Annotated in this window: 22 protein-coding genes; 7 read left to right on the top strand and 15 right to left on the bottom strand. The window is 41.6% G+C overall.

Annotated features, from left to right (window positions below):
• The first annotated feature begins 1 nt into the window (after window position 1).
• The 3 genes from H5123_RS12750 (at window position 2) to H5123_RS12740 (ending at window position 2,234) form a co-directional block, all read left to right on the top strand.
• Window positions 2-736, top strand: coding sequence for an ATP-binding cassette domain-containing protein (locus H5123_RS12750; protein WP_182698196.1), 735 nt, complete (start codon window positions 2-4; stop codon window positions 734-736).
• The gene (locus tag H5123_RS12745; protein WP_182698195.1) at window positions 736-1,869 is read left to right on the top strand and encodes an ABC transporter permease; all 1,134 of its coding nucleotides are present in this window, start codon (window positions 736-738) and stop codon (window positions 1,867-1,869) included. The genes H5123_RS12750 and H5123_RS12745 overlap by 1 nt, the downstream gene beginning before the upstream one ends.
• Before the next feature lie 140 nt (window positions 1,870-2,009).
• On the top strand, window positions 2,010-2,234 hold the full coding sequence (locus H5123_RS12740) for a hypothetical protein (RefSeq protein ID WP_124016654.1): 225 nt from the start codon (window positions 2,010-2,012) through the stop codon (window positions 2,232-2,234).
• A gap of 52 nt (window positions 2,235-2,286) precedes the next feature.
• Here H5123_RS12740 and H5123_RS12735 read toward each other — a convergent pair whose 3' ends face one another.
• From H5123_RS12735 to H5123_RS12725, 3 genes are all read right to left on the bottom strand, one after another.
• Window positions 2,287-3,849 carry a diguanylate cyclase gene (locus H5123_RS12735; protein WP_182698194.1) on the bottom strand — a complete coding sequence of 521 codons (1,563 nt, stop codon included), beginning with the start codon at window positions 3,847-3,849 and terminating at the stop codon, window positions 2,287-2,289.
• 232 nt (window positions 3,850-4,081) lie between these two features.
• Complete coding sequence (gene mog, locus H5123_RS12730) at window positions 4,082-4,615, bottom strand: molybdopterin adenylyltransferase (protein WP_182698193.1); 534 nt, start codon at window positions 4,613-4,615, stop codon at window positions 4,082-4,084.
• A 534-nt stretch (window positions 4,616-5,149) separates the two neighbouring features.
• Window positions 5,150-5,773, bottom strand: coding sequence for a TetR/AcrR family transcriptional regulator (locus H5123_RS12725; RefSeq protein ID WP_124016650.1), 624 nt, complete (start codon window positions 5,771-5,773; stop codon window positions 5,150-5,152).
• A gap of 408 nt (window positions 5,774-6,181) precedes the next feature.
• On the opposite strand from H5123_RS12725, the gene H5123_RS12720 reads away from it, so the two are divergent.
• Together H5123_RS12720 and H5123_RS12715 are read left to right on the top strand one after the other, a co-directional pair.
• Window positions 6,182-7,414, top strand: a complete 1,233-nt coding sequence (locus tag H5123_RS12720) for an efflux RND transporter periplasmic adaptor subunit (RefSeq protein WP_124016649.1) — start codon at window positions 6,182-6,184, stop codon at window positions 7,412-7,414.
• Between the two features lie 9 nt (window positions 7,415-7,423).
• A complete protein-coding gene (locus tag H5123_RS12715; RefSeq protein WP_371698144.1) occupies window positions 7,424-10,588 on the top strand; it encodes an efflux RND transporter permease subunit in 3,165 nt (1,054 codons plus the stop codon).
• A 93-nt stretch (window positions 10,589-10,681) separates the two neighbouring features.
• Here H5123_RS12715 and H5123_RS12710 read toward each other — a convergent pair whose 3' ends face one another.
• The 3 genes from H5123_RS12710 to H5123_RS12700 form a co-directional block, all read right to left on the bottom strand.
• Window positions 10,682-11,638 carry a carbohydrate kinase gene (locus H5123_RS12710; RefSeq protein ID WP_124016647.1) on the bottom strand — a complete coding sequence of 319 codons (957 nt, stop codon included), beginning with the start codon at window positions 11,636-11,638 and terminating at the stop codon, window positions 10,682-10,684.
• A gap of 104 nt (window positions 11,639-11,742) precedes the next feature.
• Window positions 11,743-14,139: a TonB-dependent receptor domain-containing protein gene (locus H5123_RS12705; RefSeq protein WP_124016646.1), complete on the bottom strand. Its 2,397-nt coding sequence runs from the start codon at window positions 14,137-14,139 to the stop codon at window positions 11,743-11,745.
• A 269-nt stretch (window positions 14,140-14,408) separates the two neighbouring features.
• Complete coding sequence (locus H5123_RS12700) at window positions 14,409-15,629, bottom strand: sugar MFS transporter (RefSeq protein ID WP_124016645.1); 1,221 nt, start codon at window positions 15,627-15,629, stop codon at window positions 14,409-14,411.
• Window positions 15,630-15,816: 187 nt separating this feature from the next.
• On the opposite strand from H5123_RS12700, the gene gtfA reads away from it, so the two are divergent.
• Window positions 15,817-17,298: a sucrose phosphorylase gene (gene gtfA, locus H5123_RS12695; RefSeq protein ID WP_182698191.1), complete on the top strand. Its 1,482-nt coding sequence runs from the start codon at window positions 15,817-15,819 to the stop codon at window positions 17,296-17,298.
• 101 nt (window positions 17,299-17,399) lie between these two features.
• Here the strand turns inward: gtfA and H5123_RS12690 are convergent, their stop codons facing one another.
• From H5123_RS12690 to H5123_RS12670, 5 genes are all read right to left on the bottom strand, one after another.
• Window positions 17,400-18,431, bottom strand: a complete 1,032-nt coding sequence (locus tag H5123_RS12690) for a LacI family DNA-binding transcriptional regulator (RefSeq protein ID WP_182698190.1) — start codon at window positions 18,429-18,431, stop codon at window positions 17,400-17,402.
• A gap of 153 nt (window positions 18,432-18,584) precedes the next feature.
• The gene (locus H5123_RS12685; RefSeq protein ID WP_124016642.1) at window positions 18,585-19,145 is read right to left on the bottom strand and encodes a C40 family peptidase; all 561 of its coding nucleotides are present in this window, start codon (window positions 19,143-19,145) and stop codon (window positions 18,585-18,587) included.
• 91 nt (window positions 19,146-19,236) lie between these two features.
• Window positions 19,237-19,821, bottom strand: a complete 585-nt coding sequence (locus tag H5123_RS12680) for a TetR/AcrR family transcriptional regulator (RefSeq protein WP_182698189.1) — start codon at window positions 19,819-19,821, stop codon at window positions 19,237-19,239.
• 143 nt (window positions 19,822-19,964) lie between these two features.
• On the bottom strand, window positions 19,965-20,516 hold the full coding sequence (locus tag H5123_RS12675; RefSeq protein ID WP_182698188.1) for a BON domain-containing protein: 552 nt from the start codon (window positions 20,514-20,516) through the stop codon (window positions 19,965-19,967).
• A 274-nt stretch (window positions 20,517-20,790) separates the two neighbouring features.
• Window positions 20,791-21,267: a hypothetical protein gene (locus H5123_RS12670; protein ID WP_124016639.1), complete on the bottom strand. Its 477-nt coding sequence runs from the start codon at window positions 21,265-21,267 to the stop codon at window positions 20,791-20,793.
• Between the two features lie 266 nt (window positions 21,268-21,533).
• Between H5123_RS12670 and H5123_RS12665 the strand changes: the two genes are divergently transcribed.
• Complete coding sequence (locus H5123_RS12665) at window positions 21,534-22,898, top strand: sigma-54-dependent Fis family transcriptional regulator (protein ID WP_124016638.1); 1,365 nt, start codon at window positions 21,534-21,536, stop codon at window positions 22,896-22,898.
• Window positions 22,899-22,913: 15 nt separating this feature from the next.
• Here H5123_RS12665 and H5123_RS12660 read toward each other — a convergent pair whose 3' ends face one another.
• The 4 genes from H5123_RS12660 to arsJ all read right to left on the bottom strand — a co-directional run bounded on the left by H5123_RS12660 (window position 22,914) and on the right by arsJ (window position 26,780).
• Window positions 22,914-24,566: a diacylglycerol kinase family protein gene (locus tag H5123_RS12660; protein WP_124016637.1), complete on the bottom strand. Its 1,653-nt coding sequence runs from the start codon at window positions 24,564-24,566 to the stop codon at window positions 22,914-22,916.
• Between the two features lie 214 nt (window positions 24,567-24,780).
• Window positions 24,781-24,975, bottom strand: a complete 195-nt coding sequence (locus H5123_RS12655) for a hypothetical protein (protein WP_124016636.1) — start codon at window positions 24,973-24,975, stop codon at window positions 24,781-24,783.
• Between the two features lie 80 nt (window positions 24,976-25,055).
• Window positions 25,056-25,232, bottom strand: a complete 177-nt coding sequence (locus H5123_RS12650) for a DUF1328 family protein (protein ID WP_124016635.1) — start codon at window positions 25,230-25,232, stop codon at window positions 25,056-25,058.
• A 330-nt stretch (window positions 25,233-25,562) separates the two neighbouring features.
• Complete coding sequence (gene arsJ / locus H5123_RS12645; RefSeq protein WP_182698187.1) at window positions 25,563-26,780, bottom strand: organoarsenical effux MFS transporter ArsJ; 1,218 nt, start codon at window positions 26,778-26,780, stop codon at window positions 25,563-25,565.
• Window position 26,781 lies beyond the last annotated feature (1 nt).

Raw genomic sequence — 26,781 nt, 5'->3', positions numbered from 1 at the left:
CATGATTACTGTTGCAAACTTAACCAAAAAGATTGGCGATGTGCAGGCGTTAGATGATTTAAGTTTTAGCGCTGAAAATGGTCAAATCACTGGATTACTTGGCCCAAATGGTGCCGGTAAAACCACCTGTTTACGCACCTTATTTGGCTTACTTAAGCCTGACTCAGGAACCGCTACCGTCAATGATATTGATGTCGCTATCGATCCTATTGGCGCTAAAAAGCAGCTAGGTTTATTCCCCGACCCTTTTGGTTTGTATGAGCGCCTTACGCCGCGTGAATACATTAGCTTCTTTGCCGAGCTCAGTGGCATGTCGCGTAAACAAGCCAGGCAAGCCACCGCCGATGTGATTGCACAATTGAAGCTTGAAGACATTAGCGACCGTCGTTGCAAAGGTTTTTCCCAAGGCCAACGAATGAAAACGGCCTTAGCACAAGCCATAGTGCACAAGCCAAGTAACATCATTTTAGATGAGCCCACTCGCGGACTCGATGTCATGAGCACTCGCTTACTGCGCGATATTTTATTGCAACTCAAAGCTGAAGGTCATTGCGTGCTGTTTTCAAGCCATGTAATGCAAGAAGTCGCCGCCTTGTGTGATCGCGTCATCGTAATGGCTAACGGCAAAGTTGTTGCCATTGGTAGCCCAGATGAACTGTGTCAGCAAACAGGTAAAGACTCGCTTGAAGATGCATTTATCGAACTTATCGGAACAGACGAAGGGATTGCAGCATAATGAAAATGATACTCGCAATGGTGCGTAAAGAACTCGTCGACGCCGCACGCGACAAACGATCGGTAATGGCTGGTCTTTACTATGCCATCGGTACACCGTTGATCATGTGCGCCATGTTTATGGTGTTAATTGGCCAGTTATCTAGCCCTGAAGATTTAAACATCAACATCCACAATGCCGACAAGGCGCCAGATTTAGTGCGCTACTTAAGTAATAACGGCATAAACCATGGTGAAGATGAACAAGCTAAAAAAATCATCTTAACCATTAGCGATGATTATGCCGCTAACATGGCTAAAGCCAAACCGGCAGAAGTATTATTGATTGCTGATAATTCAGATGAGAAGCTACAAAAGTCGATTCGTCGACTTGAACGTCAGCTGCAAACATATAGCGCTGAAATGGGCAGCATACGTTTAATTGCCCGTGGAATTAATCCGCGCATTACCCAGCCACTCAAAATAAATATTGAAGATCAAGCCACACCGGACTCTAAAGGTGGAATGATTTTGGGTATCGCCATTTTCACCATGATGTATTCAGTGTTTATCTCTGGTATGAACCTCGCTATCGACACCAGTGCTGGTGAGCGCGAACGTAATTCGTTAGCGTTATTGCTTAGCCATCCCATGAGTACCCGCCAGTTAGTGATAGGTAAAATCATTGCCGTAACCTGTTTTGCTTTACTGGGGTTAATCTTGATTTTACTGGTATCTAAAGTGGCTTACCCTTTTGTTCCGTGGCAAGAAATTGGCTTTACCGTCAATATCACTCAAGATTTTATGGGCTTAATGTTCTTAGTTGGTATTCCCGTCGCGTTAATGGCTGCAACCTTGCAACTGTATGTGTCGTTTATGGCTAAAACCTTCAAAGAGGCACAATCATACTTAACCATGGTGTTATTTGTCCCCTTGGCACTTTCTATGGCCGCTAGTTACAACATAGCTCCAGACGTATTGCAGTGGCTACCTGTGTCGGGCCAGCAACAAGCCTTAATGGACTTTATTAAGGGCCGTGAAATTCCAATGATGCAATTAATCGTGTCGTCTGTGGCCACATTAGTAATAGCCATTGGATTAGCCACTGGCTTAGAGAAGTCACTTAAGAGTGAAAAAGTGGTCTTTGGCTTATAACTACTGTTATCAGCGTTAATTGATAACGGTGTGACGCCAGCCTTAACGGTTTAGAGTAAGGCAGGTAGATTTACAACCAATTGATTCAAAACTGATTCACAAGAATTGATATAGCAAAGAGCATTAACAAGGAGCATATTATGGACAACGATATTGCGATCATAGCGTTAGTATTTATTGTTATTGTCGGCACCACGGCATCCGAAATGTTTAAACATTATTTAAAGCATAAACAAAAAGCTGACGCCGATGGTGTCGCCGATATAAAAGCCCAAAACCAAGCATTAATCGAACGGATACAAGTGTTAGAAAAACTGGTAACTGACAGCGATTTTGAGCTTAAGCAGCAATTTAAAAAGTTGTAGTGCTTGTGCTAAAGTGCCAAATATCGAGTTAACTCATCGGTATTTGGCATATTTAGTTGCTAAACCTCGCCACGATGACGGTATTACGCCCCGTTTGTTTGGCCAAATAAAGTTGCTCATCTGCATGTTGTAGTACATCGCTAAAGTTGTATTTTTGTACGCCGGCTAATTTATCATCAACCACAACAACACCAATACTAACGGTGACCCAATTTCGGCCATCTATTTTATTGGGGATCTGCAATTGCTCGATAGACTCACGAATTTCTTCTGCGACTTTCAATATATTTTGATAATGATTATCGGCCCAAATTATACAAAACTCCTCACCACCATATCGAGAAGCAAGCGCATCATATGGAGCCATGACCTTTACCAGACAGGTCGCGACGGCAACTAATGCATCATCGCCATTAAGATGACCTTGTTGATCATTAAAATACTTAAAATTATCGACATCAATCATCATCACACTGAAACCAATATTTTCCAGATGCCAACGTGAAATAATTCGCTTTGAAAATGATTCTAGTCCTCTCCGGTTAGTAATGCCTGTGAGCGAATCTTGAACCGCTAAGGTCTCTAAGTAATTTTGTTGAGCGTTAAACTTAAGCAGTAATTGATTAAATGAGTAAGACACATTTTCGATTTCATCGATGAAATGATTGGAAGCCATTTTGCTCATAAAATTATTATCTGATGAGTCATTAATGCTTTTGTTAAAACGAATAAGCGGCTTAATAAGCAGTCTTGATAATGCCATTAACGAGAGAGAAACAATCAACACTATTGACAACAATATCGTTATGGCCGAGACCCAATTCAATTGGGGTAACGACACTTTTTTATGGTGTAAAGTCACCTGTATTGCTTGGTTATCAAATGTATTACGAATTAGCCAACTGTGTGATGGCGCAATGTTTTCAATTGGTTTTAAACTAAAAAACTCTTGCATGCTTTTGGTTGATGTTTGTACAGCAGCAATTGAAAAGTTCACTAAAGAAAACTGACTGATATCTTTAATTAACGCTTTATCCACTAAGCGGACCATAGTTAAACTACCAACGATTTCACCGTGACCAGTCGATGGTAAAATAGTGGTATTACTAAAGTAAATGAGCGCTCCGCCAAAAACGATATAACCACTGCGGCTAGACACTGTTTGTGATGCAATTTCTGCTGTTGTCGGCAAAATAGCAAAAGATGGTATATTTTGCTGATGAATTAAATCAACGAGTGACAATCTGGATGATGTTAATGAGTCATCCTGATAATCCCAAACCAACTCATTATTAATGTCACTGACAAAAACAGCATCAATATTTGCAGCTTTAAATGCATTGTCAGGCATACTGCGTTGAACAAAATCATCAGTCGGGTTACCAATATATTCAACTAACTCATCCCACACGGCGTAATCGTAACATAAGGTCGTTAAGCTGTTTTTTGATAACGATAATGCAGAATACAACAAATTATATTCTTGTTGTTGCTGATCTAAAATTTCAGTTTTTATTCCAGGAAGGTAGAAAAAATAGTAAATACTCACCAATAACATGGTTATTGCAAGTAATAGTGAAGACAACAATAAAAGCGAAAAACGTTTTAATGTCATAATGAACCAGCCCTACTGAAGATATATTGCTAGTGTAGTACTAAATATGACTGAAAGTACTTTTTACAACATAATCAATAATAAGAAACACAAACAGGTACAAACATAAAACTCATCTATCACAGCAAATGAACCCGGTTATCAAGCAAACGTTAATGAATAATCGCAATGGTCATTAGCTCTGTATTGGCCTGCAACAACAGCAAACTAATACAGAGCTAGCTTATTAATACTACTTAGCTTTCGGTCTAAACGGTTTTATCACGGCTTCGTCACAGACTAAAAATGGTCCGTCCATTAAGTCGATACAATAAGGTATTGCGGGAAATACAGCATCCAAACATTCGCGGATTGACTTAGGTTTACCAGGTAAATTAACAATTAACGAGTTGGCACGAAGACCCGCAGTTTGACGAGACAAAATAGCTGTTGGCACAAACTTTAATGATTCGGTGCGCATTAGCTCACCAAAACCAGGCATCATTCTGTCGCACACAGCTTCGGTGGCCTCTGGCGTTACGTCGCGTTTTGCAGGGCCCGTGCCGCCAGTGGTGACAATTAAACAGCAATCTTGATTATCGGCTAAATCAATCAATGTGGCTTCAATAACGTCACGCTCATCAGGTATCACCTTGTAAACAGGTTCCCATTCAGACGTTAAATACGCATTCAATACTTCAATAATGGCTTTACCAGACAAATCTTCGTACACGCCAGCGCTGGCACGATCACTCACAGTCACGATGCCGATTTTAGCTTTGCTCATGGTTATTTTTCCCTTATGAGGTTAAATCAGTAATGCATTTATAGGAGAGTAATCTACCAAATAAATGTGAGTTCACAAAATCTCAAGTTGATAAACAGAGCCCCCTTAACACAATGGCATAACCTTAGGGGCTATTGATAGGATGATTATCTGTGTACTGGGTTTAATTGCCGACACCCACAAGAGTTATGCATATAATTAATCGCAGGGGTTCTTCCTATTGAGTCAGTTGCGATGAGCCCACAGTCGATGCTAAATGCTAACCAGACCTTTTGATTGCTCGGATTGGATAACCATCTATATTACAAAAGGATACGATAAAATTGGGAGCTATAGCTCAGCTTATTCGGTAAACTTATCTGTTGTGGTTAAAGCAACATTTTATAGTATTACCATAGCGACTGTTAGAGCTTAGTAACAAGCAACAGATAGAGAAGATGTCTAGAGAATAGTGGATGTTTAAACAAGATTGATACTGCCACAAAGTACAGTATCAATTGATTTACGAGTTAATTTTGAGAATGAGTAACTAGGTTACTTAGGATTAATGTACAAAATCAAAATGCCATCTACGGCCATGTTGGCAATTTGCAGTAACTCTTCAATGCTTGCCCCTTCAGATGCCTGAATCGACATCCCCTGAAACAAGGTCGTAATCAATTGAGCTAACACTGCAGGCTGACAATCTGCATTTAACTCACCTTGCTGCTTAGCTTGCTCAAATCGAGCGACCAATTGGAGCTTATGCCGTGCTTTGCGCTCTAAAACGGCTTGCTTAATTGATTCGCTCGCTTCACTACAGGACAGGGTGCTGTTAATTAATGCGCAACCTTGAGGATGGCTACAGTCAGTAAATTTGGCTGCAGCACCAAGCAATAGGCCGCGAACCACATCAGCAATATGTTGATGTTTAAAAGCTGTATTAAATAATGAATCTGGACGGTTTTCATATAAATCGATAGCTTTTAAAAATAGCTGCTCTTTATTACCAAATGCGGCATACAAGCTAGGCTTCTTAATCCCCATCGCCTCGGTGAGCTCGTTTAAAGAAGTTCCTTCATATCCATGACGCCAGAAAATATTAAGCGCTTGCTCTAATGCCAAGTCGATATCGAACCCACGAGGGCGACCAACACAAGCTGCTTTGGTTATTGTCATAAATAGTACCTCTTATATTAACGGAGCTTTATTTATCAAAAGCTTAACTAACTTTTATGACAAACAACCCGCATACTTTAGCATAATATTAAGCCACATCAGGGTTAATATTATGCAGATTAGTCGCAACTATAACAATTTAACAAGTATTGATTAACGCTATTTCATCGCAACAAATCACCTTACAAATAGTGATGTTACTTTATTTTCCCGCTTATTGAACCTCTTGTCAAAATAATTTAATACCTATCGGTACAAAAGTCATTGACAGGGTTATTTTAATCTATATATTACCGTTCGGTACAGAACATTTTATACCTATCGGTATAAAATAAACTCGTATACCAATGTAACGCACCCTACAGCCTGCTGAAAAAACGTAAATGCTATTGATTAAAGGACCGCACCATGAAGACGTTAAAATCAATTAAAATCACTTTACTAGTTAGCCTAACGGCATTGCTATTAGTGGCGTGTGGAGAACAACCTGCACAACAGGCGAATACACCTGCAGCGCCTAAAGTAGACGTAGCTAACGTGCTTTATGAGCGCATTACCGAGTGGGATCAATTTACCGGACGCTTACAAGCTCCTGAAAAAGTGACCTTAGTCCCTAGAGTATCAGGCTATATTGAATCGATTAACTTTAAAGAAGGCGCACTGGTTCAAAAAGGTGATGTGTTATTTACCATCGACTCGAGAGTTTTTACTGCTGAATATGAGCGTCTTAAAGCAGAATTAACCAGTGCAATATCAGCTAATCAACTTGCTGAAAATGATTATGAGCGAGCCAATAAACTGTTTCATCAAAAAGCGGTTTCAGAAGAGCTGATTGATACTCGCCGATCTAACATGCATCAAACTGCAGCAGCGGTTGCGTCAGTTAAAGCAGCATTAACTAGTGCCCAACTTAACGTTGAATATACCCAGGTTACCGCACCTATTACTGGTCGAGTGTCATATGCTAATGAAACGGCAGGCAACTATGTCACTGCGGGTCAAACGCACCTCACCAGTTTAGTCTCTACATCGCATATGTATGCTTATTTCGATATCGATGAGCAAACGTATTTAAAATATGCCGCGTTATCGTTTGAGAACAAACGTCAAAATCCACGTTTAGGTAACAACGCTGTGGTTATGGCTCTGGCAAATGAAACCAGCTTTAATCATCAAGGTGTGATCGACTTTGTCGATAATACCGTTGATCAGCAAACTGGTACTATTCGGGTTCGAGCTAACTTTGCCAACCAAGAAAATCAATTATTACCCGGCTTATTTGCCCGTATCAGCATTGCTGGTAGTGAGTCATACGACAGTATTTTAATTGACGACAAAGCCATTTTTACCGACTTAAATAACAAGTTTGTTCTGCTGGTAAATGACAAAAACACCCTTGAATATCGAAGTGTCAGCCTAGGTGAAAAACTTCATGGCTTACGTATTATTACTGCTGGCTTATCACCTAACGACACCATAGTGGTAAACAGTCTGCAGAAAGTGCGCCCTAATGTCACTATTGAGCCAAACCTAACCGACATGGCTGATAGCGAAAAATTAGAAGCATTACATCAAGCACAACGCCTCCTCGATAACCAGCCATTAACAGCACGTGTTGCTGATGACGCAAGTCAGGGTTAAGGAAACTACATAATGTTGTCTCAATTCTTTATTAAAAGACCAATTTTTGCCGCTGTTTTGTCGCTGCTGTTCTTTATTTCAGGCGCACTAGCAGTATGGCAATTGCCCATTACCGAATACCCAGAAGTGGTACCACCTACCGTGGTTGTTACGGCAAACTACCCAGGTGCTAACCCTAAAATCATTGCTGAAACAGTTGCATCCCCGCTAGAACAAGAGATTAACGGCGTCGAAAACATGTTGTACATGTCTTCTCAAGCCACGTCTGATGGCCGCATGACGCTCACCATCACCTTTGCAATTGGTACTGATGTTGATTTAGCTCAAACTCAAGTACAAAGTCGTGTTGAGCGAGCAAAACCACGGCTACCAGAAGAAGTACAACGCTTAGGCATAGTCACTGAAAAATCATCACCAAGCTTAACCATGGTGGTGCATTTAACCTCACCCGATGACCGTTATGACATGTTATACCTGTCTAACTATGCGGTATTGAAGGTCAAAGATGAATTAGCCCGTATTACCGGTGTAGGAGCTGTGCGCGTGTTTGGCGCCGGCGATTACAGCATGCGCGTGTGGCTAGACCCTAATAAAGTGGCCGCCTTAAGCTTATCACCGAGTAATATTGTTGCTGCTATTCGTGAGCAAAACCAACAAGCTGCAGCTGGCAGTTTAGGCGCACAACCAAGTGGCGACAGTGATTTCCAATTACTGATTAACGTCAAAGGTCGTTTATCCAATGTTGAAGAGTTCGAAGACATTATTGTTAAAGTGGGCGATCAAGGTCAGATCACTCGTTTAAAAGATGTTGCCCGGGTGGAATTAGGTGCGTCGACTTATGCCCTGCGCTCAATGCTAGATAATAAAGACGCGGCTGCATTACCAGTGTTCCAAGCATCAGGCTCTAACGCAATTCAAATATCTGATGATGTTCGTTCTAAAATGGCAGAACTGTCTAAGTCATTCCCAGAAGGCTTAGCCTACGACATCGTCTACGATCCAACCGTGTTCGTGCGTGGCTCAATTAAAGCTGTGGTACAGACACTGGTCGAAGCATTATTGCTGGTTGTATTAGTCGTAGTACTGTTTTTACAAACCTGGCGCGCATCCATTATTCCATTAGTGGCGGTTCCGGTATCACTTGTGGGTACCTTCGCCTTTATGCACCTAATGGGCTTCTCATTGAATGCCTTATCACTGTTTGGCTTAGTGCTGGCGATTGGTATCGTGGTCGATGATGCAATTGTGGTAGTTGAAAACGTTGAGCGAAATATCTCTGACGGATTATCGCCCGTTGCTGCCACGCAAAAGGCAATGAAAGAAGTTACCGGTCCAATTATTGCCACCACATTGGTATTGGCAGCGGTATTCATTCCTACTGCGTTTATGTCAGGCTTAACCGGGCAGTTTTATAAGCAGTTCGCGCTAACCATTACCATATCCACTTTTATTTCGGCAATTAACTCATTAACCCTTAGCCCTGCATTGTCGGCATTATTGCTTAAAGGTCATCACGAGAAAAAAGATCTGCTGACCCGTGGTATGGATAAACTGCTAGGCGGCTGGTTATTTAAACCGTTTAACCGCATGTTTGCGCGTATGTCTGACGGTTACGGCTGGTTAGTGAAGAAAATCATTCGTTTTGGGGCTGTCATTGGTATTTTGTATATCGGTTTAGTCGGCTTAACTGGCTTACAATTCTCAAGCACTCCAACAGGTTATGTACCTGGGCAAGATAAACAATATCTTATCGCCTTTGCTCAGTTACCTGACGCAGCATCATTAGATCGCACCGAAGCTATCGTGAAAGAAATGTCGCGTATTGCACTAGATCAACCTGGTGTTGCCCATGCTGTCGCCTTTCCAGGTTTAAGCATTAATGGCTTTACCAATAGCACTAACAGCGCCATTTTGTTTACCCCGCTGGATGACTTTGCCGATCGCACAGATCCATCATTATCGGCAGGTGCTATTGCTGCGGCGTTAAATCAAAAATTCGCCGCGATTAACGGCGCATTTATTGCGATTTTCCCGCCACCGCCAGTGCAAGGCTTAGGCACCATTGGTGGCTTTAGATTACAAATTCAAGATCGTGCTAATTACGGTTACGAAGAGTTGTATAAAGTGACCATGCAAGTGATGCAAAAAGCATGGGCAACGCCTGAGCTAGCTGGAGTGTTCTCGAGTTATCAAGTCAATGTGCCACAACTTGAAGTGAATATTGATCGCACCAAAGCCAAACAGCAATCGGTGTCGTTAGACGAATTGTTCTCCACCCTGCAGGGATACATGGGTTCGGTTTACGCCAACGACTTCAACCAATTTGGTCGCACTTATCAAGTTAACGTACAAGCAGATGAGCAGTTTAGACAAACGCCTGAACAAATCGCCCAACTAAAAGTACGTAACAACCAAGGTGAAATGGTGCCGATTGGTTCATTTATTAATGTCACCAATTCATCTGGTCCAGACCGAGTGATGCATTACAACGGGTTTACCACAGCCGAACTCAATGGTGGTGCAGCTCCTGGCTTTAGTAGCGGTGAAGCACAAGCTGCCATTGAAAAGATTTTAGCTGAAACCTTACCTAATGGCATGACGTACGAGTGGACTGAACTCACCTACCAACAGATCCTAGCAGGTAATGCGGGCGCGTATATTTATCCATTAATTATCTTGTTAGTGTTTATGGTTTTAGCGGCGCAATATGAAAGCCTAAGCTTACCCATAGCCATTATTCTGATTATTCCAATGACGCTATTGTCGGCATTAACAGGGGTTCTTATCTACGGTGGAGATAACAATATCTTTACCCAGATTGGGTTAATTGTCCTGGTGGGGCTAGCAACCAAAAATGCGATTCTCATTGTTGAGTTTGCCAAAGAGTTACAAGATGATGGCATGGAACCATTAGAGGCCATACTTGAAGCCGGCCGCTTACGTTTACGACCTATTTTAATGACCTCGATAGCCTTCATTATGGGTGTGGTACCTATGGTGTTTTCTAGCGGACCAGGTTCAGAAATGCGTCAAGCAATGGGTGTTGCGGTATTCTCTGGCATGATTGGGGTAACTATATTTGGCCTTATCTTAACGCCACTGTTTTATTATGCCCTCGCAAAACGTGGCAAAAATAAAACCGAATTAGCTGAATCAAGCATAACCCAAGATTAACCACGTTATTGATTCAATGATAACCAAAAAGAGGTCACCTTAGGGTGACCTCTTTTTATGACTAATAACGCTACTCTACACCCACTTGATCCATTATTGCACTTGTGACCAAACGGGCAACGCAGGAAATGCGCCTTTTTTCGCACACGTTATCGCACCACACTTAATCGCAAACTCAGCAGCCGTTTGAACCTTCACTCGATTAAGCAATTTTTGCACTAAAAGCTCTGGCGCTAAATATCCTTCATCACTGCCAAGTTCATATAAGAACCCCGCAACAAAACTATCTCCGGCGGCTGTAGTATCTGTGGCGACAATTTTAGGCACCGGCAACTCAAAGGAAAATTCAGCGCTGTGGCATAAAATGGACTCTGGGCCATTGGTGACCAAAATTAACCTCACCCCTTGTCCAATACAGAATGCTAAATATTCGTCAAATGATGCCCCACGCTCCTGAGCCAAATACAATGCTTCCTCTTTACTCATTTTAAGCACGTGAGTATAACGAAAGCATTGCTCCACACGGGCTGATAACAACCGAGTGTCTTGCCATAATGACAAGCGTAAATTAACATCAAAACTGACTAATGCTTGTTCCTTATGCGCTTTTTTAGCACCATAAAGACTGGCATTGAAAATAGCCTTTTCAGTAAAGGTATTAGAACAAAGATGAAAAATATCAATTTTTGACCAGTCGATAGCATCAAAATCAGCTTCACGGTATAGCATGTCAGCAGTGTTCTGCCGATTAAAGCTAAACGACCGCTCCCCCTGCGCATCCAAACTAACTAACACTGTGGCAGTAGCAGCATCTGGTATTAATGCTAAACAACTCACATCAACACCTTGTTCTACCAGTGTATTTGTTAACAACTGGCCATGATCGTCAGCACTAATGCCACCAGCAAAAAGACTCTTACCACCTAATTTAGCGTAACCCACAGCGACATTGGCAGGCGCGCCGCCAGGGATAGGCTCGTGAACCAAACCAGAATGGCCCACCGGAAGTAAATCAATTAATACTTCACCAAAACTCAATAATGTACTCATATAAAACGTCCAAAAAAAAGCCCATTTGCATGGGCTTGTTAACAGGGATTTCTAAAAACTAATACAACTAATACTATTACAACTAAGGTTATGACAATAAACGATTAAAACTCGTACTTAACCGTGGCGCTGGTTGTACGACCGTTAATGGTTCTGGCACGAATGATATTGTTATCGGGTACAGAACCTTCTTCAGCTTCGGTAATACCCACAGTATCAAACAAGTTATTGACGTTAAGCGCGACGGATAACGCATTGGTTAACTGGTAAGATGCAAACGCATTGACTTGAGTATAACCATCAAAACTTAGGTCATTATTATCTTGAGCATAAGACTCAGTGGTACCAATCAAATTGACCCCAACAGAGCCTTTATCAAAGTTATAACGACCCATTAGCGAGTAAATAAAATCAGCTTGGCGACGAGGTGTGTTGCCAATTACACTTGGATTAAGGGCATCTTTAACAATTTCAGCATCGGTCCAGGTTACGTTACCGCGGAAGTCGAAATCACCAACATAATAAGCACCTTCTAACTCAATCCCTTTGGCTTCATATTTACGGTCAAAGAATATTTGGCTAGTGGCTTCAAAGTTTTGCTCTTCTGTTTCAGAGTAAAACGCCGTGGCAAATAGCGACACGCTATCGTAACGATACTTCACACCCACTTCGTACTGGTCTACTTCATCCACAGAGTCTTCGTCAGAAACTGAACCATCGGCATTCACTTTACCAAACAATAAACGGTCAGCATTGGCACGACCACCATGACTGATACGACCAAATGCGGCTAAATCTTCAGATACTTGATAGTTAGCACCTAATGAATATGATAGGTAACCCCAGTCATAATTCACTAACTGTGGGTTAGCATTATCAATTGACGACACACTTAGCTCAGGCTGAGAAATCACCCCATCACGGTTCATATCCACTTGTGATTGCACATTACCCGCATAGTAACCACTGGCATCGCCAGAGTCATAGCGCACGCTACCGTCTAATGATAAATCGCCGAACTTAGATGACGCAGCAATATACGGTGCTTTAATAGTGTAGTCTGAATCATAGTTACGTTGACAGCAATTGCCCCAGTAAGGCACGCCATAAGCGTATAAACCATTATCTGAGTACTCAGTGCCATCGGCACCGACCACATCTAAAAGTGCCGCATTATCGCCTTGCACTTCCATCAAATAAGAGTTCCACATCCAAGTCATATTGATATTTTGCGTGGCAGTATAAAAACCAAAAGTGACATTAGAATCATCAAACGTCTTGGTTAATTTCATGTCATTGACGATAGAACCAAAGTCATTCATGGTCACATCAAAACTGTGTACGCGCATAGCTAAATCACTATCAAATGCTTGACCCGCTTTGGCACCATTAGCATAAATCAGTGATGATCCGCTGCCACCAATACTGTCAGCAATACTCGAGCTGTTAGCCACTTCGGCAGGCATTAACGACATAAAATTACCGCTAACATCCGAGATGCGGAAACGGTTTTCAACTAACCAGTCATCGCCTAAATCAAATGAAGCTTCTAGTCCAACTGAATTCACAATCGGATTCATACCATCACGCATATCACCACGGCTGATATTGCCGTCAGCATCTAAGCGCAGGGTTGATAACATGTTAGCCGAATGAACCGTATCAGATTGGGCATCAAATCCAGGTATTGAACTGCCATCTGAATACATTGGCATCGGCAAATAACCAATGCTCTTATCATTTAAGTGCTTTACATATAAACGCACATAACCAGAATCAAATTCTTTGGTTAAGTTAGCTTTAATTTGGCCACCCTTGTTCGCGGTGTAACCAGGATCACGCGGACCATCACCGGTACGCACAAAGCCACCAATATGAAAACGCATTGAGTCATTAATGCTTGCGCCATATTCAAAATCAGTACGCAAAGTATCGTAATCAAGACCCACAGTAGACGAAATACTGCCAGCATCACTGGTGCCCGTTTTACTAATGACGTTAATAATACCGCCTGGTGCGTTACTGGCAGCTGTTGAGGCTGAACCACCACGGATTGATTCAATAGTTTGTGTTGTAGAATCAATACGTAAGAAAATATCCGCATTACCAAATGCAATATCACCAAACTGTAAAATAGGTAAACCATCTTCTTGAATTTGCAAGAATTTAGCTCCACCAGAGGCAACCGGTAAACCACGTACTGCAATGTTGGCGTTACCTTCACCACCGGTCGATTCAACCTTCATGCCCGGAATAATACGGAACGCTTCGGCTGATGAACGAGGTGAGCTAATGGCTAAATCTTCTGGTGACACACTGCTCACTGACACGCTCGAGTCCATTACACGTGTACCACGTGCGACACCCGTTACCACAATGCGCTCAAGACCAATGGCGTCTTTTTTAGTTTCCACCGTGTCAGTGTCAGCAGCCCACAAGCTTGAACTGACCATCACAGCTAGCGTACTCAATACAAATTTTTTAGATGTGCTTTTTATCATTTTTATGTCCCCACATAGAGTGTATTGATGTTGTCTTATCTCCCCATAACAACATCAGTAATATATTCATCAATCGAACTAAGCCCCAAACTATCTCAATAGCTAATCAAGGCGCTAAACTTAAACCTTTTACTTAATCGATTAAGTTACAAGTTAGCAACTAAATAGTAAATTGCAAGTACAATTTATGTTCAATTATCGTTAACCGGATTAAAAAATCGCCTAAGTAGATGTTTAATAAATTAAATATTTATAATAGTAGTTGTTGATTATTTAGCGTCAGCGGTTAACAAATGCCCTGAGGGGTCACGAAACAGATTGTATGCTGCCAAAAAGCACAACATAAATGCAAAGCCGGTGGCTAAATAAAACCCGTATTTAACATGACCAAATATGTCGCCTACCAGTCCCATTAACAAGGGACCTAATGCAGCAGAAAGTGCAGTAAAGAATAAAATGACCCCAGCAACCGAACCATGTTGATCAACTGGGAAACAGCTGATCCCTTTAGAATTTAATGTCGGATACATCATAGACATAAACAAACCTGATAAAGGCAATAAAATAACCGCAGCCGAAATGCCATACACCATAGCGCCTAAATAACATAAGCTAATTGCCAGACTGAACCAAAACATCACCTGTTGCCAACTGAATTGATTGAGGATCCATCCACCCAGAAAACGTCCCAATGCCCGCAATGTGAAAAAGATAGTTAACGCATACGTTGCGATTAATGCCAACTCACCTTCATAGTTGAGTAATAACGTCGGCATCCAAACATAAATAGCCACTTCAGTAGCAACATAAAGCCCAATAGCTAAAGAGTAGCCTAATGCATAAGGGTTTTTCATCATGCTAAACGTACTGGCGAGATTAATATTTTGAGTAGATGAGCGCTTAAGTTGCGGGTATTCAGCCTTGTAAGCTAACCAACATAATATTAAACAAAACGCCCCAGCACCAAAATACAGATACTTCCACGACACGCCTGTTATCAATAAATAACTGACAATCGCCGGACCAACCATAGCACCCACACCAAAAAAGCCTTCAACGGTATTCATGGTACTTGAATGTTGTTTTGAGTTAGTTGAAATATCACCAATTAACCCTAGCGCGCCAGTTTTGAATACTCCAATAGCAATACCCACTAGTGCCAACAAACATAGAAAATAATAAAATGACTCACCTAAAGCGAACATAAAACTGGCCAGCGCAAACAACAGTAAGCCAATTAAAATCGTTACTTTCCGGCCTAACTTATCTGCCAGAAAGCCTAAAAACAGCCCACTTAATGCAATAAAAAGCATTGGCATGTAATGAAATGCGCTCGCTTGTGACATCGATAAGTCAAATGTGTTAATCAACTCAGGAATAATCACTCCCACTGCATCAGAGGTCATGGCAAACATAAAAAACATTAAATACGTTAGTATTCTTATCCTAGAGTTACCGCAATTATCTAGCTCTTTCATATGGTTAACCATACTTCTCACCTTATTGTTATATGTTTTCTTTGTGGTCACACTGTCTATTTATGGCGACACATTCGTCTTCTCCCACAGAAAACGAATTCAATATTTAAACAAAGCCCTTGAATAATGTTTCATATTGGTTAAATATACAACTTAATCGATTAAGTTTTTTTAAATACTTACTTTAAGAGTCACCAAAATGAAAAATAATGTTCAGCTGATCACTTACGTAGATCGTATAGCGCACTCAGACTTAAAAGGACTCAAACAGGTTCTCGACACAGAACTTCATAATCTCTTTGGTGGCGTACATCTGTTACCTTTTTACTATCCAATTGACGGCAGCGATGCTGGCTTTGACCCTATAGACCATGCAAAAGTAGATGAACGTCTTGGTGATTGGAATGACGTAAAGCAGATTGGCCAGCAATACGACATCATGGCCGACTTAATCGTTAACCACATGTCAGCGGAGTCTACCGAGTTTCAAGACGTACTTGCCAACGGTAAAAGTTCTGTTTACTGGGATTTATTTTTAACTAAAGAGAGCGTATTTCCAGACGGGTTGAGCGCAGAAAACCAAGCTAAAATTTATCGTCCACGTCCTGGGAGTTGCTTCACTACCTATAAACTTGCCGACGGGACAGAAGCCGAGTTTTGGACGACTTTTACCTCAAACCAAATTGATATTAATGTGCATACCGCTGCAGGTCAGGCGCATTTAAACAAGGTGCTAACGCGTTTTCATGAAAGCAAAGTCGATCTTATTCGTCTTGACGCTGCTGGCTATGCGATTAAAAAGCCGGGCACTAGCTGCTTTATGATTGAAGAGTCATTTGAATTTGTCGATGAGTTAGCCAAAAAAGCCAACAGCCTAGGCATGACGACCCTTGCCGAAATTCACTCGCACTACATGACCCAACTCGATATCGCTAAGCGGGTAGACATGGTGTACGACTTTGCGCTACCGCCATTGATCCTTCACAGCCTATTTAGCCAAGATGTCAGTGCATTAAGCCACTGGCTATCCATTGCACCACGCAACTGTGTCACAGTATTAGACACTCATGACGGTATTGGTATTATCGACGCTGGCCCTGTCGGCAATAAAGCAGGTTTATTAACCGCTGCAGAAATTGATAACCTAGTTAATCGCATCCATAGCAATAGCAAAGGTGAAAGCTTACAAGCAACGGGCGCGGCAGCCAGCAATGTCGATCTATATCAAGTTAATTGCACCTACTACGATGCGCTTGGCCAAAATGACATTGATTATTTAATCGCTCGAAGCGTACAATTTTTTGCTCCAGGTATTCCGCAGGTGTATTACACCGGTTTATTGGCTGTGCCTAATGCCATGGAATTGCTGAATCAAACTCAGGTAGGTCGTGACATTAACCGCCCTTATCTACAGGTAAGCGACATTCAAACCGCGATGCAAAAACCGGTTGTTAAAACGCTATGTGAGCTGATCACTCTTCGCAATAATGTCGATGCCTTTAATGGTGAGTTCACCATGACAAACCAGGCTAATCAGTTAACTCTTTCTTGGGTGCATGGCGACAGTTCAGCCAAGTTAAGCGTGAACTTTGCCACTAAAGAAACCCATATCAACATAGTTGCAGCGCAACAATCGACCCACATTGTGCTGGCCGATTTATTGGCCAAACATAGCAAATGATCTGACGGGTAATTTAAGCTCAAACGTAAATAAGGCGCCTATTAGGCGCCTTATTTGTATCAACATATTTGTATCGAAATCGTCCGGTCATCAATATTACATCAACAACTGCCACCACGTGACAATTCATAACCTAACACTTCAGCATGATGGGCATCAGCAATAAACATTTCAGCGGCTTTACGGCCTTTTTGTTCTGAATACTGGAACACAGTCGTCAGCGGCGGGATCGCCCGAGTACCTTCGTCAATACCATCAAAACCCACCACTCGAACATCTTGTGGGATACGTAAACCTTGTTGGATTGCCTCGCGCATTAAACTCAAAGCAATTAAATCACTCATGCACAAAAATACATTCGGACGCGGTACACAATTAAGCGCTTCTTTGGCAGCTATGGTTGCAAAGTCGGCATTACTTTCAGGGATATTCCAAATGCGGTCATCACCAAGCTTAACCCCTGTATCACCAATGGCATCCAAATAACCTTGCAAACGCTGATGCGCTACAGACGTGTCAATTTCCATAGAATGAATATCATACACGCGGCAGGTTAAATGGGTATCAAGCAAGCGTAATCCAAGAATTGCGACCTGATCTAGCTCAGATTGAATCGCCAACTTAGCCACTTCATAGGCACCGGCTTTATTATCGATACTCACCGAAGCACTACGGTGAATATTAAAGTCGACCGTTACCACTTTTTTACGGATTTTTTTCAATTGCTCTGCCAATAAACGGTTACGGGGGCGACCATAACAAATAAAGCCATCGACAAAATCATTGACGCCATTCACATTGTCAGAGCTACCAGAAAACAACAGTAAATTAATTTTATGTTGCTCGAAAACGGCCGCAACACCTTTCATAAATTTACTGGCCACAGGATCTGATACCATGTATTCAATACTGTCCGACAACACCAATGCGACCGTATCAAATTTACCACGCCTTAAAGATTGCGCGGCTTTATTAGGTCCAAAATATCCTAGCTCGTTGCAGGCAGCGAGAATGTCTGTGCGGCGTTTTTCCGACAACTGATCTGGACGATTAAACGCATTAGATACCGTCGCATTCGACACACCTAATTCTTTGGCAATACTTTTTAAGGTCCAATGCTTGGAGTCTGGCATAACGGGTCCGTTTACGTCGTGGTTTTAGCCTAAACAGCTATTTATAACATGAATATATCGATGCTAAGCGGTGAAAACAACCCAAGCAATACTTCAAATGCAGGCCTAGGGTTGAAGCAAATAAACGGCACCAGCTGTTAAACTGCTGCTAAATTATAAATGGTCTTGCTGTTGAACATGTTCGACCAAACTGGCTATCGACATGTTTTGTTCAAACGTTGGATTGTCTATGCGTTTTGCAAACCAGAAACGAGGCTTCCAATAGATATTATTCAAACTCGAAATTTTTACCCCTTTTTTAGTCGAGGCATGTAAAAAACGATCATTGCCCATGTAAATACCGACATGATGAACCGTCCGAGTGGTTTTAAAAAAAACTAAATCGCCGGTTTGTAACTGGCTGCGCGGCACGTCTTTACCCAAAGTCCCCTGTGAATTCACTGTACGAGGTAGTTTGTCGCCGACAATGTTCAGGTAGGCCAAATACACAAACCCTGAACAATCTACGCCATTTCGGCTCAGGCCACCTAAACGATATGGCGTACCTTTCCATTGATTATGAAAACTTAACAGGCTTGACTCGCTCCACTTGGGCGCTGCTTGCTTAAGCATGGGTGGAACTACCACAGGCTTAGGTGCGATAACCACTTGCGGACTAGACGCACATGCCGACAGCAGTAAAACCAAACAACTAAGTAATAATCTTTTAGCCAATTAACCCTACTCCAAACACCGAAAAAACCGCTCTATATAGCAATATTGTTTTCACAATACACGCTCAAAATCACTGCAGCAGCACTTGAATCTATCGAGTCATCATCTGCATACACTGCACTAAAGCTCGCTTAGCAGCCATTTTATCGACTTTAATTTGGCAGCGTAGCATAGTTCCTTGCCAGTTCGCCCAAAAAACACTCGCTAGTGTTAACGCTGGCAAGTCTGTACGGATATGGCCTTGCAGCTGCCCCTGCTCGATAAGCGCACTCAATAAGCCCAACCATTGATCATAAAGGTGGTTTAAGGTTTGATGCAATAAAGGCGCTTTGCTACTGACTTCAACCATCAAGTTACCCATTAAACAGCCACGAGGCTCACTGCCACTAAACAGCTCATCAATGAGTTGATGATACCCATTAAGCATTGTTGATAAATTAGTTTTAAAATTTACGCTTGAATCGATAGCAATAGGCTGAATACGTAATTGAAAATAATGTTCGGCAACGGCTGCCGCAAACGCCTCTTTACTGGCAAAGTAATGGTAAAAAGACCCTTTAGGAATACCGACCTCGTCGAGAATTAATTTAATGCCCACGCCACTATAACCGTGTAACGCAAAAAGCTTTTCGCCTACGGCGCATATTGATTGTCTACTTGCTGCACTTTTGTTCATTGAGCCTCCATTTCAATGACAGGATAAACAAGAATAGACCAGTCGGCTAACTTTAGTTGCTAATAATCAAAATATAGTGACTTATTGCCTATTTTAGGCATAAAAAAACCAGCCCAAAGGCTGGTTTAAAGATTATCAATAGATTACTGAGTGACACGTAACTTATTAACAACATCTTTTACGTCATCAGTATTTTTGGCAATCATTAAAGCTAAATCACGTTCAGCATCACTCGATACCGAACCTTTTAATGTTACCACGCTATTTTTGACCTCAACGTCAATATCGGTACCAGATACGTCGGCTGAGAATAATAGTCGCGTTTTGACTACGGTAGCGACTTTTGAATCGGTGAGGGTTTTAGCGAGATCATTAGTGTCTTTATCGCTATCAGGCTTCATTACCGACAATTCATTATTGACGTCTTTAACGCCATCTAAGCTTTTCACTAATTCTCCGGCAAGTGCCTTATCAACACTACTGTTAACTTTACCTGTTAGGGTCACATTGCCATCATGTACGTCAGTATTAATATCGAATGAATTCAAATTAGTATTTAACAAAAGTGTGGTTTCAGCTTTACCATCGATCCACGCATCTTTTGCATCATCTTGCCAATCTTGTGCTGCACTTGCACCGAATGCCATTGAACCTAACATGATGCTCATTACTACAGATAATGTGGTCTTTTTCATAAAGATTTCCTCCGTTGTTAATATCAAGGATTATAATGCGCGAATCATGCCAACAATTATAACCACATGTAAAATAACAACTAATTAAATTTTTTCATTGCTATGATGACTTTTAATAGTAATGTTATCGGACTTTTTTACCGATACTAGGTAAATTTTTCCTCATGGCAATCAAGAGTGGCTTAACCTCGACTAGACTTAAAAGGTGACGAAGCGAACATCAACAAAAAACGCCTGAGAATCAACATTATCAGGCGTTTTTATTACCCGCAGACTAATTACCTGCAACGGAAAGGTGTTTCATGGTATCAAAACTCATCTGTAGCCAAGCAATGCCTTCGGCAAGTTGCCCTGCGACACGCTTATTTTTAGTTTTTTTAGCGGCGTACTTTAATTGAGTTAATACTTGTTGCTCAGTTTCAACCAATACTGCAATCACCTGCGGTAATGGTTTATCCTGTATCAGGTGTTCAGCCTTAGCATAGTGTTTATATGAAGATTGTTGGTGAAAGGTTTTACTGTCCATAGGTCTTGCTTGGCTGGATCGCATCAACGTAAATAATGGTGTTAAACGCGTTAGCATGCATTTTCTAATGTCAGCCATATGGATAAAAACCCGCTTAATGTTGTAATCGTCGGCCCCTAGTATTGCTTGGGCATAAAATTGCTCGCCCTCTTGGCATAAATCAATCGCTTCATGCAAAAGCCACACATCGGACTCAACTTGTTCGTCTCGAGTATATGATTTCAACGCAAATCCTCCTGTATTCGATAATTTAACTAGTACTTTGCTCTATAGGTTGTATAACCTATAGAGATCCAGCACATATTATGTAAGCAAAGCCTAAACATAAGCACGTCTGCACATGGACAAAATTTAATTAACCATCTGATTATTAGTGTTATTATAATATTTTGTTACACGTTAATGGCCTAACAACACTGAATGATTGTCTTTAGTTGTCACACGACACCCGAGACAAACATTGGACTACATACCACAGGGAGTGAATCGGCATGCCACGTCCAACACTTTTTTACCATTTACACCGTCAAGAAGGTGAAGCTCGTCTACTTGCTTTACCAAGTAGCCAGCACTTTAATAAGATTGCCAGCTCAGTTGACCAGTCCTGGTTAGACCAACTGAAGAGTAACTCAATAGACGTTGCTATCATTGAACTGTCACAATTAAGCCAACAAGAATACGCTGAGCTAACTGACAGTTCGATAATGTCTGATATTGAGCTCATCTTCTTAACCGAAGGTAAGCCAAACCCCAACTTAGATCATTTAATGTCAAAAACGGCTGGTTATCATTTTCGCCAGCCTTACGATGCTGATGTGATTAACGACACGCTAGAAGACTTTGCCCGAGACTTCAAATCGCAATCGACTAAGCAAAAACAGCCTTTTTCGAGTGAACTAGACCAATATGGTTTATTGGTTGGTTCATCGCGTGCGATGCACAAGTTATATCGCACTATTCGTAAAGTCGCTGTCACCGAGAGCAACGTGCTCATCGTTGGTGAAAGCGGTGCAGGTAAAGAGCTCGTTGCCAATACTATTCATTTGGCTAGTCATAGAGTCGACGAACCCTTTATCGCAATTAACTGTGGTGCATTAAGCCCTGAACTGGTCGACAGCGAACTGTTTGGCCATGTAAAAGGCGCTTTTACTGGTGCCCATCGAGATCACCGTGGTGTATTTGAGCAGGCAGAAGGCGGCACCTTATTTCTTGATGAAGTAACCGAAATGCCGTTAGAACACCAAGTAAAATTACTACGCGTACTCGAAAATAATGAATATCGCTCGGTAGGCTCACAACATCTTAAAAAAGCCAATGTTCGTATTATTGCCGCCACTAACCGCGATCTAGCCGACGCTATTGATGCGGGTCATTTTCGCGAAGACTTATATTTTCGTTTAGCGCATTTTCCCATCCAAGTGCCACCATTACGCAACCGTAACAACGACATAAGTGGACTCGCACAGCACTTTTTGGCATATCGAAACACAGCTGAAAAACTCACAAAAATGTTTTCAGATGATGCTCTTAACCTGATCCAACAACAAAAATGGCCTGGTAATGTCCGCGAATTGAAACACGCTATTGAACGTGCATATATTCTGGCAGAAAACGAAATTTTACCGAGCCATATCATGGTGTCATCGCTAGAACCTTCAACAGAGCCGTTAACTGACGGCGTACAAATACCTGTGGGCATGCGCCTCGACGAACTAGAAAAAGCTGCAATTTATCAGGCCCTTGATGAATCTATGGGCAATAAAAATGAAACTGCAAAACAATTAGGTATCAGCGTTAAAACCCTTTATAACAAGTTAAGTAAATACCAAGACCAAACGAGTCCTGACGAACCTTAACAGCGTGCTAAGTGATTAAATGTGTTTGCTCGCTTGAGGCAGCAACACATTTAATGACTTAGGTTTAACCTTGATGCATAAATCTTCAGACTCAAATAACTCACCATCAATAACATATTTGCACAACGAGTCCGTGCTCAACTGAATCGTCTTAGCTTGCTCATGATGAATTCCACTCTGCTGATCATCTTCACGCTCGCCTGTTAATCCGGCAAATAATAGCTCGGTCATACTCAATAATTGTTGTGGTGATGTCTCACTGGACTCAATCCAAGTAATGTCTAACAAACCATCGGTAATATTGGGTTCACCATTTCCTTGGGCTAATACACTGGTGAATGGCGCCGCATTGGCAATCACTAAACTCGTGGTGTTAATCATTTGAATGTCACCACTATCAAGCTGTAATTTCATCGACAAAGGCTGATTTTCATCTATCGCCTCCCACAAACCATTAAGGTAAGCCAACTGTCCGAGCTCATTTTTGCGGTCGCGATCGGCTTTCTGTATCATTTTCCGCTCAAAGCCCAAGCCCGCTAGCAACAACATCAATTGCTCATTACACATGGCAGTATCTATGCGCTGAGAATAACCTTGAATCAAAATATCAAGCGCTTGCGATACCGGTACTAACTTACTGGTGATACCAAACAAGGTGTGACTAAGTGCATTAGTGGTGCCCATAGGAATAATACCTAGATAAATATCACTGTCGACAATCACCGATGCAACCTCGTTAACTGTGCCATCTCCACCACAAGCAACAATAATATCAGCACCCTGTTTTTTGGCATGTTCGGTTAGTTGCACCGCAGACTTGTCTTTAGTGGTATATAAGACTTCAAGCTGAAAATAATCGCTCAAGGTTTGAGTTATATGATCGGCTTCATCATGCCACTTACCGCCACCTGACACTGGGTTCACAATCAACCAAGCACGTTTATGGATATGAATTTGATTCAGGCGATGCATTTTTTCGACGGCCGCTAACTGCCATTTATTTAACCGCGCGGTTTGACGAATACTACTGATAGATTTCAGCACATCATTAACATTACGATTTTGCTCACGGCACACTAAGTAAGCGGCTAGCACTAACACCGAACGCCCTCGACCTAATGCACAATGTACTACGACATTTTTGCCATTACTGACTTGGTTATGTAACCAATTAATCGCTTGATTTAACTGTGCGACGCTAGGTACGCTGTGATCCAATACCGGAATATTTAAATAGGCAATATTTTCATCAACCAGAGTCCACTCTAATGCATCAAATTCTGCAGTAACATCTAAAATAGCATCAATTTTCTCATGCTTAAGTCGGTCAATATCGCCCGAAAACAACCGGCAGGCTAAATACAGCTGCTTATCAATTTTTTGTATTGCAGGAACTTTGTCATTTTTTCTCGCCCAGGCGTTATATAGCTGGCAACCCAATAAAAACGGAATAAAGCTCCAACCTATATACCAAGGAATACTGCCATCTTGGCGTTTACGGAAAATACCTGCACTATTAAACCAATACGCCGAACTCACCAAGCCTAAAGATAATGCAAGCCACGCAAAAACAAGCTTAAGTAACACATAAGGAAGCGCCACACATAAGCACGCAGCCAATAACGTACCAAGGGTATAATAATATTTAATATGGATACGGGTGAGCATTGTGGTCCTCCTTTTTTAAAAAAAGCAGCACATGAGTGCTGCTTAAGACAATACTTATCACTATAACTATCTAATCACTTCGCGCCACGCTCTTAAGCATTCCACATTGACTTATATGAGTTTAAACAAGTCGTGACCTTTGACATCAATGTACTTTACGTTAATAACCTAACGGCTCTGAACGGATTAAATAGTTAATCAGATTGCACTGTATTTAACAGTCTGGATCTTCTGACTTCATGCCTTCTTTTACATCTTCACATGCATCTTCAACAGCATTACCAGCATCTTGGATCATTTCATCCACTTTTTCACCAGCATTCTCAGCTTTGTTGTCTGAACATGCTGATAAACCAGCCGTTAAAAACACCATTAAACTTGCCATTGTCAGTAATTTTAATAATTTCATATTCATCTCCTAGATGATGGTTGTAATCGAATAACGTTTTGTCGCTAACCTTAACTCGGCTTCAGAGCTCAGGTTACCTACTATGCTCGGGGACCTTTACCTCTAATCGCACTGGATAATAATGAAATCACCAGTAATACAATAAAGATGAAGAAAATAATTTTGGCGATCCCTGCTGCGGCTCCAGCAATACCAGTAAAACCCAATAGTCCTGCTATAACGGCTATAACTAAAAACATTAATGTCCAGCCCAACATAAAAACCTCCTTGGTGTACGATTTACAGTATGGTGCGTGATGTGCTAATCCTTTTGATATCGACCTCATACCTAACCATCTGAGAATTAACCATTTACACAACGACTATGTTTTTACTAATGCCAACATCGTGCCAACAGTAAATAAAAAATTAAAGCTATGATTATAAAGAATTTAATTTCATATCGAAAAATGAGCTATGGAAGAGCCACAGACTTGTAGGCACTTTTTACCGATGTTTCCGGTAAGAGTTTCAGATACTAGCGAACCAGTATCGAAAGGAGCAATGAAAAAGAATCAACATAAGCGCCGCCAGAATAACACCAAGCATTACAACGTATACGGCAGCTTAAATGATATTAATGTTGCTAGCGCTATAAAGCCACTCGATATCCACAAACAAGCTTCTAAACCGTATATTTGATACACCAACCCCGAAAGAACGGTGCCGATAAGACGTCCCATGGCGTTGGCCATGTAATAAAATCCCACATCAAGTGACACGCCATCATGACCTGCATAACTAACAATCAGATAACTGTGCAGTGACGAGTTAATGGCAAACACAGCGCCAAATAGCATTAATCCGGCAATTAATGTCACGTGGATATAAAAGTTAAAGTGCAACGCAAGAGCAATAGCAGCAGGAATAAGTAATAAGTAGCCAGCCCATACAAAGGCTGCGCGTCCTGTTGGTACTTTGCCATGTTTTTTACCAGTAACATAAGGCGCAAATGACTGGACGATGCCGTAGCCAATCACCCAACTCGCCATAAAACCGCCCACCCACCAATGATCCCATTCAAATGTCACCGCTAAAAACACTGGTAACGCCACCACAAACCATACATCTCGAGCACCAAACAAAAACATTCGTGCTGCCGACAACAAATTAATCGCCGGACTTTTGGAAAAAATATCGATAAATTTAGGTTTGTTTTTCGCTTTGCCTAAATCCGCTTTTAAGCTCAATAGACTCATCACCCACACACAAGCTAATAAGGCTGCCATCAACAGCACTGCACCGCGAAATTCAAATAGCGTGAGCAAAATGCCACCTAAAAAGAACCCCAGTCCTTTTAACGCATTTTTAGATCCAGTAAGAATGGCCACCCATTGATACAACTTGCCCTGCGCATCACTAGGCACCAACATTTTAATCGCACTCTTGGCGCTCATTTTATTGAGGTCTTTAGCAATACCCGACAAGGCTTGCGCAACCATGACATACATTATGGTCAACATGTCCGCTGGTACGGCCAACATAGCTAGCGCAACTATTTGTAACCCTAAGCCAATGTTCATGGTGTTATTTAAGCCAAGCCTTGCCCCTAGCCAACCACCGACAAGATTAGTGACGACGCCAAAAATCTCATAAAACAAAAACAACATCGCGATATTGAACGGGCTGTAACCTAGCTGATGAAAATACAGCACCACCAGCATACGCAGTGCACCATCGGTTAAGGTAAATGCCCAATAATTACCAGTGATTATTAGATATTGCTTAATGTGAGATGGCAATGTACTGAAAGTTAACAGCCCCATG

Origin of the sequence: Shewanella sp. SR43-4 (assembly GCF_014163845.1) — a bacterium.
Taxonomy (GTDB): domain Bacteria; phylum Pseudomonadota; class Gammaproteobacteria; order Enterobacterales; family Shewanellaceae; genus Shewanella; species Shewanella vesiculosa.
This window is presented reverse-complemented; position numbering and strand designations above follow the sequence as displayed.

Excerpts from the sequence above, each read along its gene's own strand:
- H5123_RS12750 (WP_182698196.1), top strand. The coding sequence starts at position 2 with ATGATTACTGTTGCAAACTTAACCAAAAAGATTGGCGATGTGCAGGCG.
- H5123_RS12745 (WP_182698195.1), top strand. The coding sequence starts at position 736 with ATGAAAATGATACTCGCAATGGTGCGTAAAGAACTCGTCGACGCCGCA.
- H5123_RS12740 (WP_124016654.1), top strand. The coding sequence starts at position 2,010 with ATGGACAACGATATTGCGATCATAGCGTTAGTATTTATTGTTATTGTC.
- H5123_RS12735 (WP_182698194.1), bottom strand. The coding sequence starts at position 3,849 with ATGACATTAAAACGTTTTTCGCTTTTATTGTTGTCTTCACTATTACTT.
- mog (WP_182698193.1), bottom strand. The coding sequence starts at position 4,615 with ATGAGCAAAGCTAAAATCGGCATCGTGACTGTGAGTGATCGTGCCAGC.
- H5123_RS12725 (WP_124016650.1), bottom strand. The coding sequence starts at position 5,773 with ATGACAATAACCAAAGCAGCTTGTGTTGGTCGCCCTCGTGGGTTCGAT.
- H5123_RS12720 (WP_124016649.1), top strand. The coding sequence starts at position 6,182 with ATGAAGACGTTAAAATCAATTAAAATCACTTTACTAGTTAGCCTAACG.
- H5123_RS12710 (WP_124016647.1), bottom strand. The coding sequence starts at position 11,638 with ATGAGTACATTATTGAGTTTTGGTGAAGTATTAATTGATTTACTTCCG.
- H5123_RS12705 (WP_124016646.1), bottom strand. The coding sequence starts at position 14,139 with ATGATAAAAAGCACATCTAAAAAATTTGTATTGAGTACGCTAGCTGTG.
- H5123_RS12700 (WP_124016645.1), bottom strand. The coding sequence starts at position 15,629 with ATGGTTAACCATATGAAAGAGCTAGATAATTGCGGTAACTCTAGGATA.
- gtfA (WP_182698191.1), top strand. The coding sequence starts at position 15,817 with ATGAAAAATAATGTTCAGCTGATCACTTACGTAGATCGTATAGCGCAC.
- H5123_RS12690 (WP_182698190.1), bottom strand. The coding sequence starts at position 18,431 with ATGCCAGACTCCAAGCATTGGACCTTAAAAAGTATTGCCAAAGAATTA.
- H5123_RS12680 (WP_182698189.1), bottom strand. The coding sequence starts at position 19,821 with ATGAACAAAAGTGCAGCAAGTAGACAATCAATATGCGCCGTAGGCGAA.
- H5123_RS12675 (WP_182698188.1), bottom strand. The coding sequence starts at position 20,516 with ATGAAAAAGACCACATTATCTGTAGTAATGAGCATCATGTTAGGTTCA.
- H5123_RS12665 (WP_124016638.1), top strand. The coding sequence starts at position 21,534 with ATGCCACGTCCAACACTTTTTTACCATTTACACCGTCAAGAAGGTGAA.
- H5123_RS12660 (WP_124016637.1), bottom strand. The coding sequence starts at position 24,566 with ATGCTCACCCGTATCCATATTAAATATTATTATACCCTTGGTACGTTA.
- H5123_RS12655 (WP_124016636.1), bottom strand. The coding sequence starts at position 24,975 with ATGAAATTATTAAAATTACTGACAATGGCAAGTTTAATGGTGTTTTTA.
- H5123_RS12650 (WP_124016635.1), bottom strand. The coding sequence starts at position 25,232 with ATGTTGGGCTGGACATTAATGTTTTTAGTTATAGCCGTTATAGCAGGA.
- arsJ (WP_182698187.1), bottom strand. The coding sequence starts at position 26,780 with ATGGGGCTGTTAACTTTCAGTACATTGCCATCTCACATTAAGCAATAT.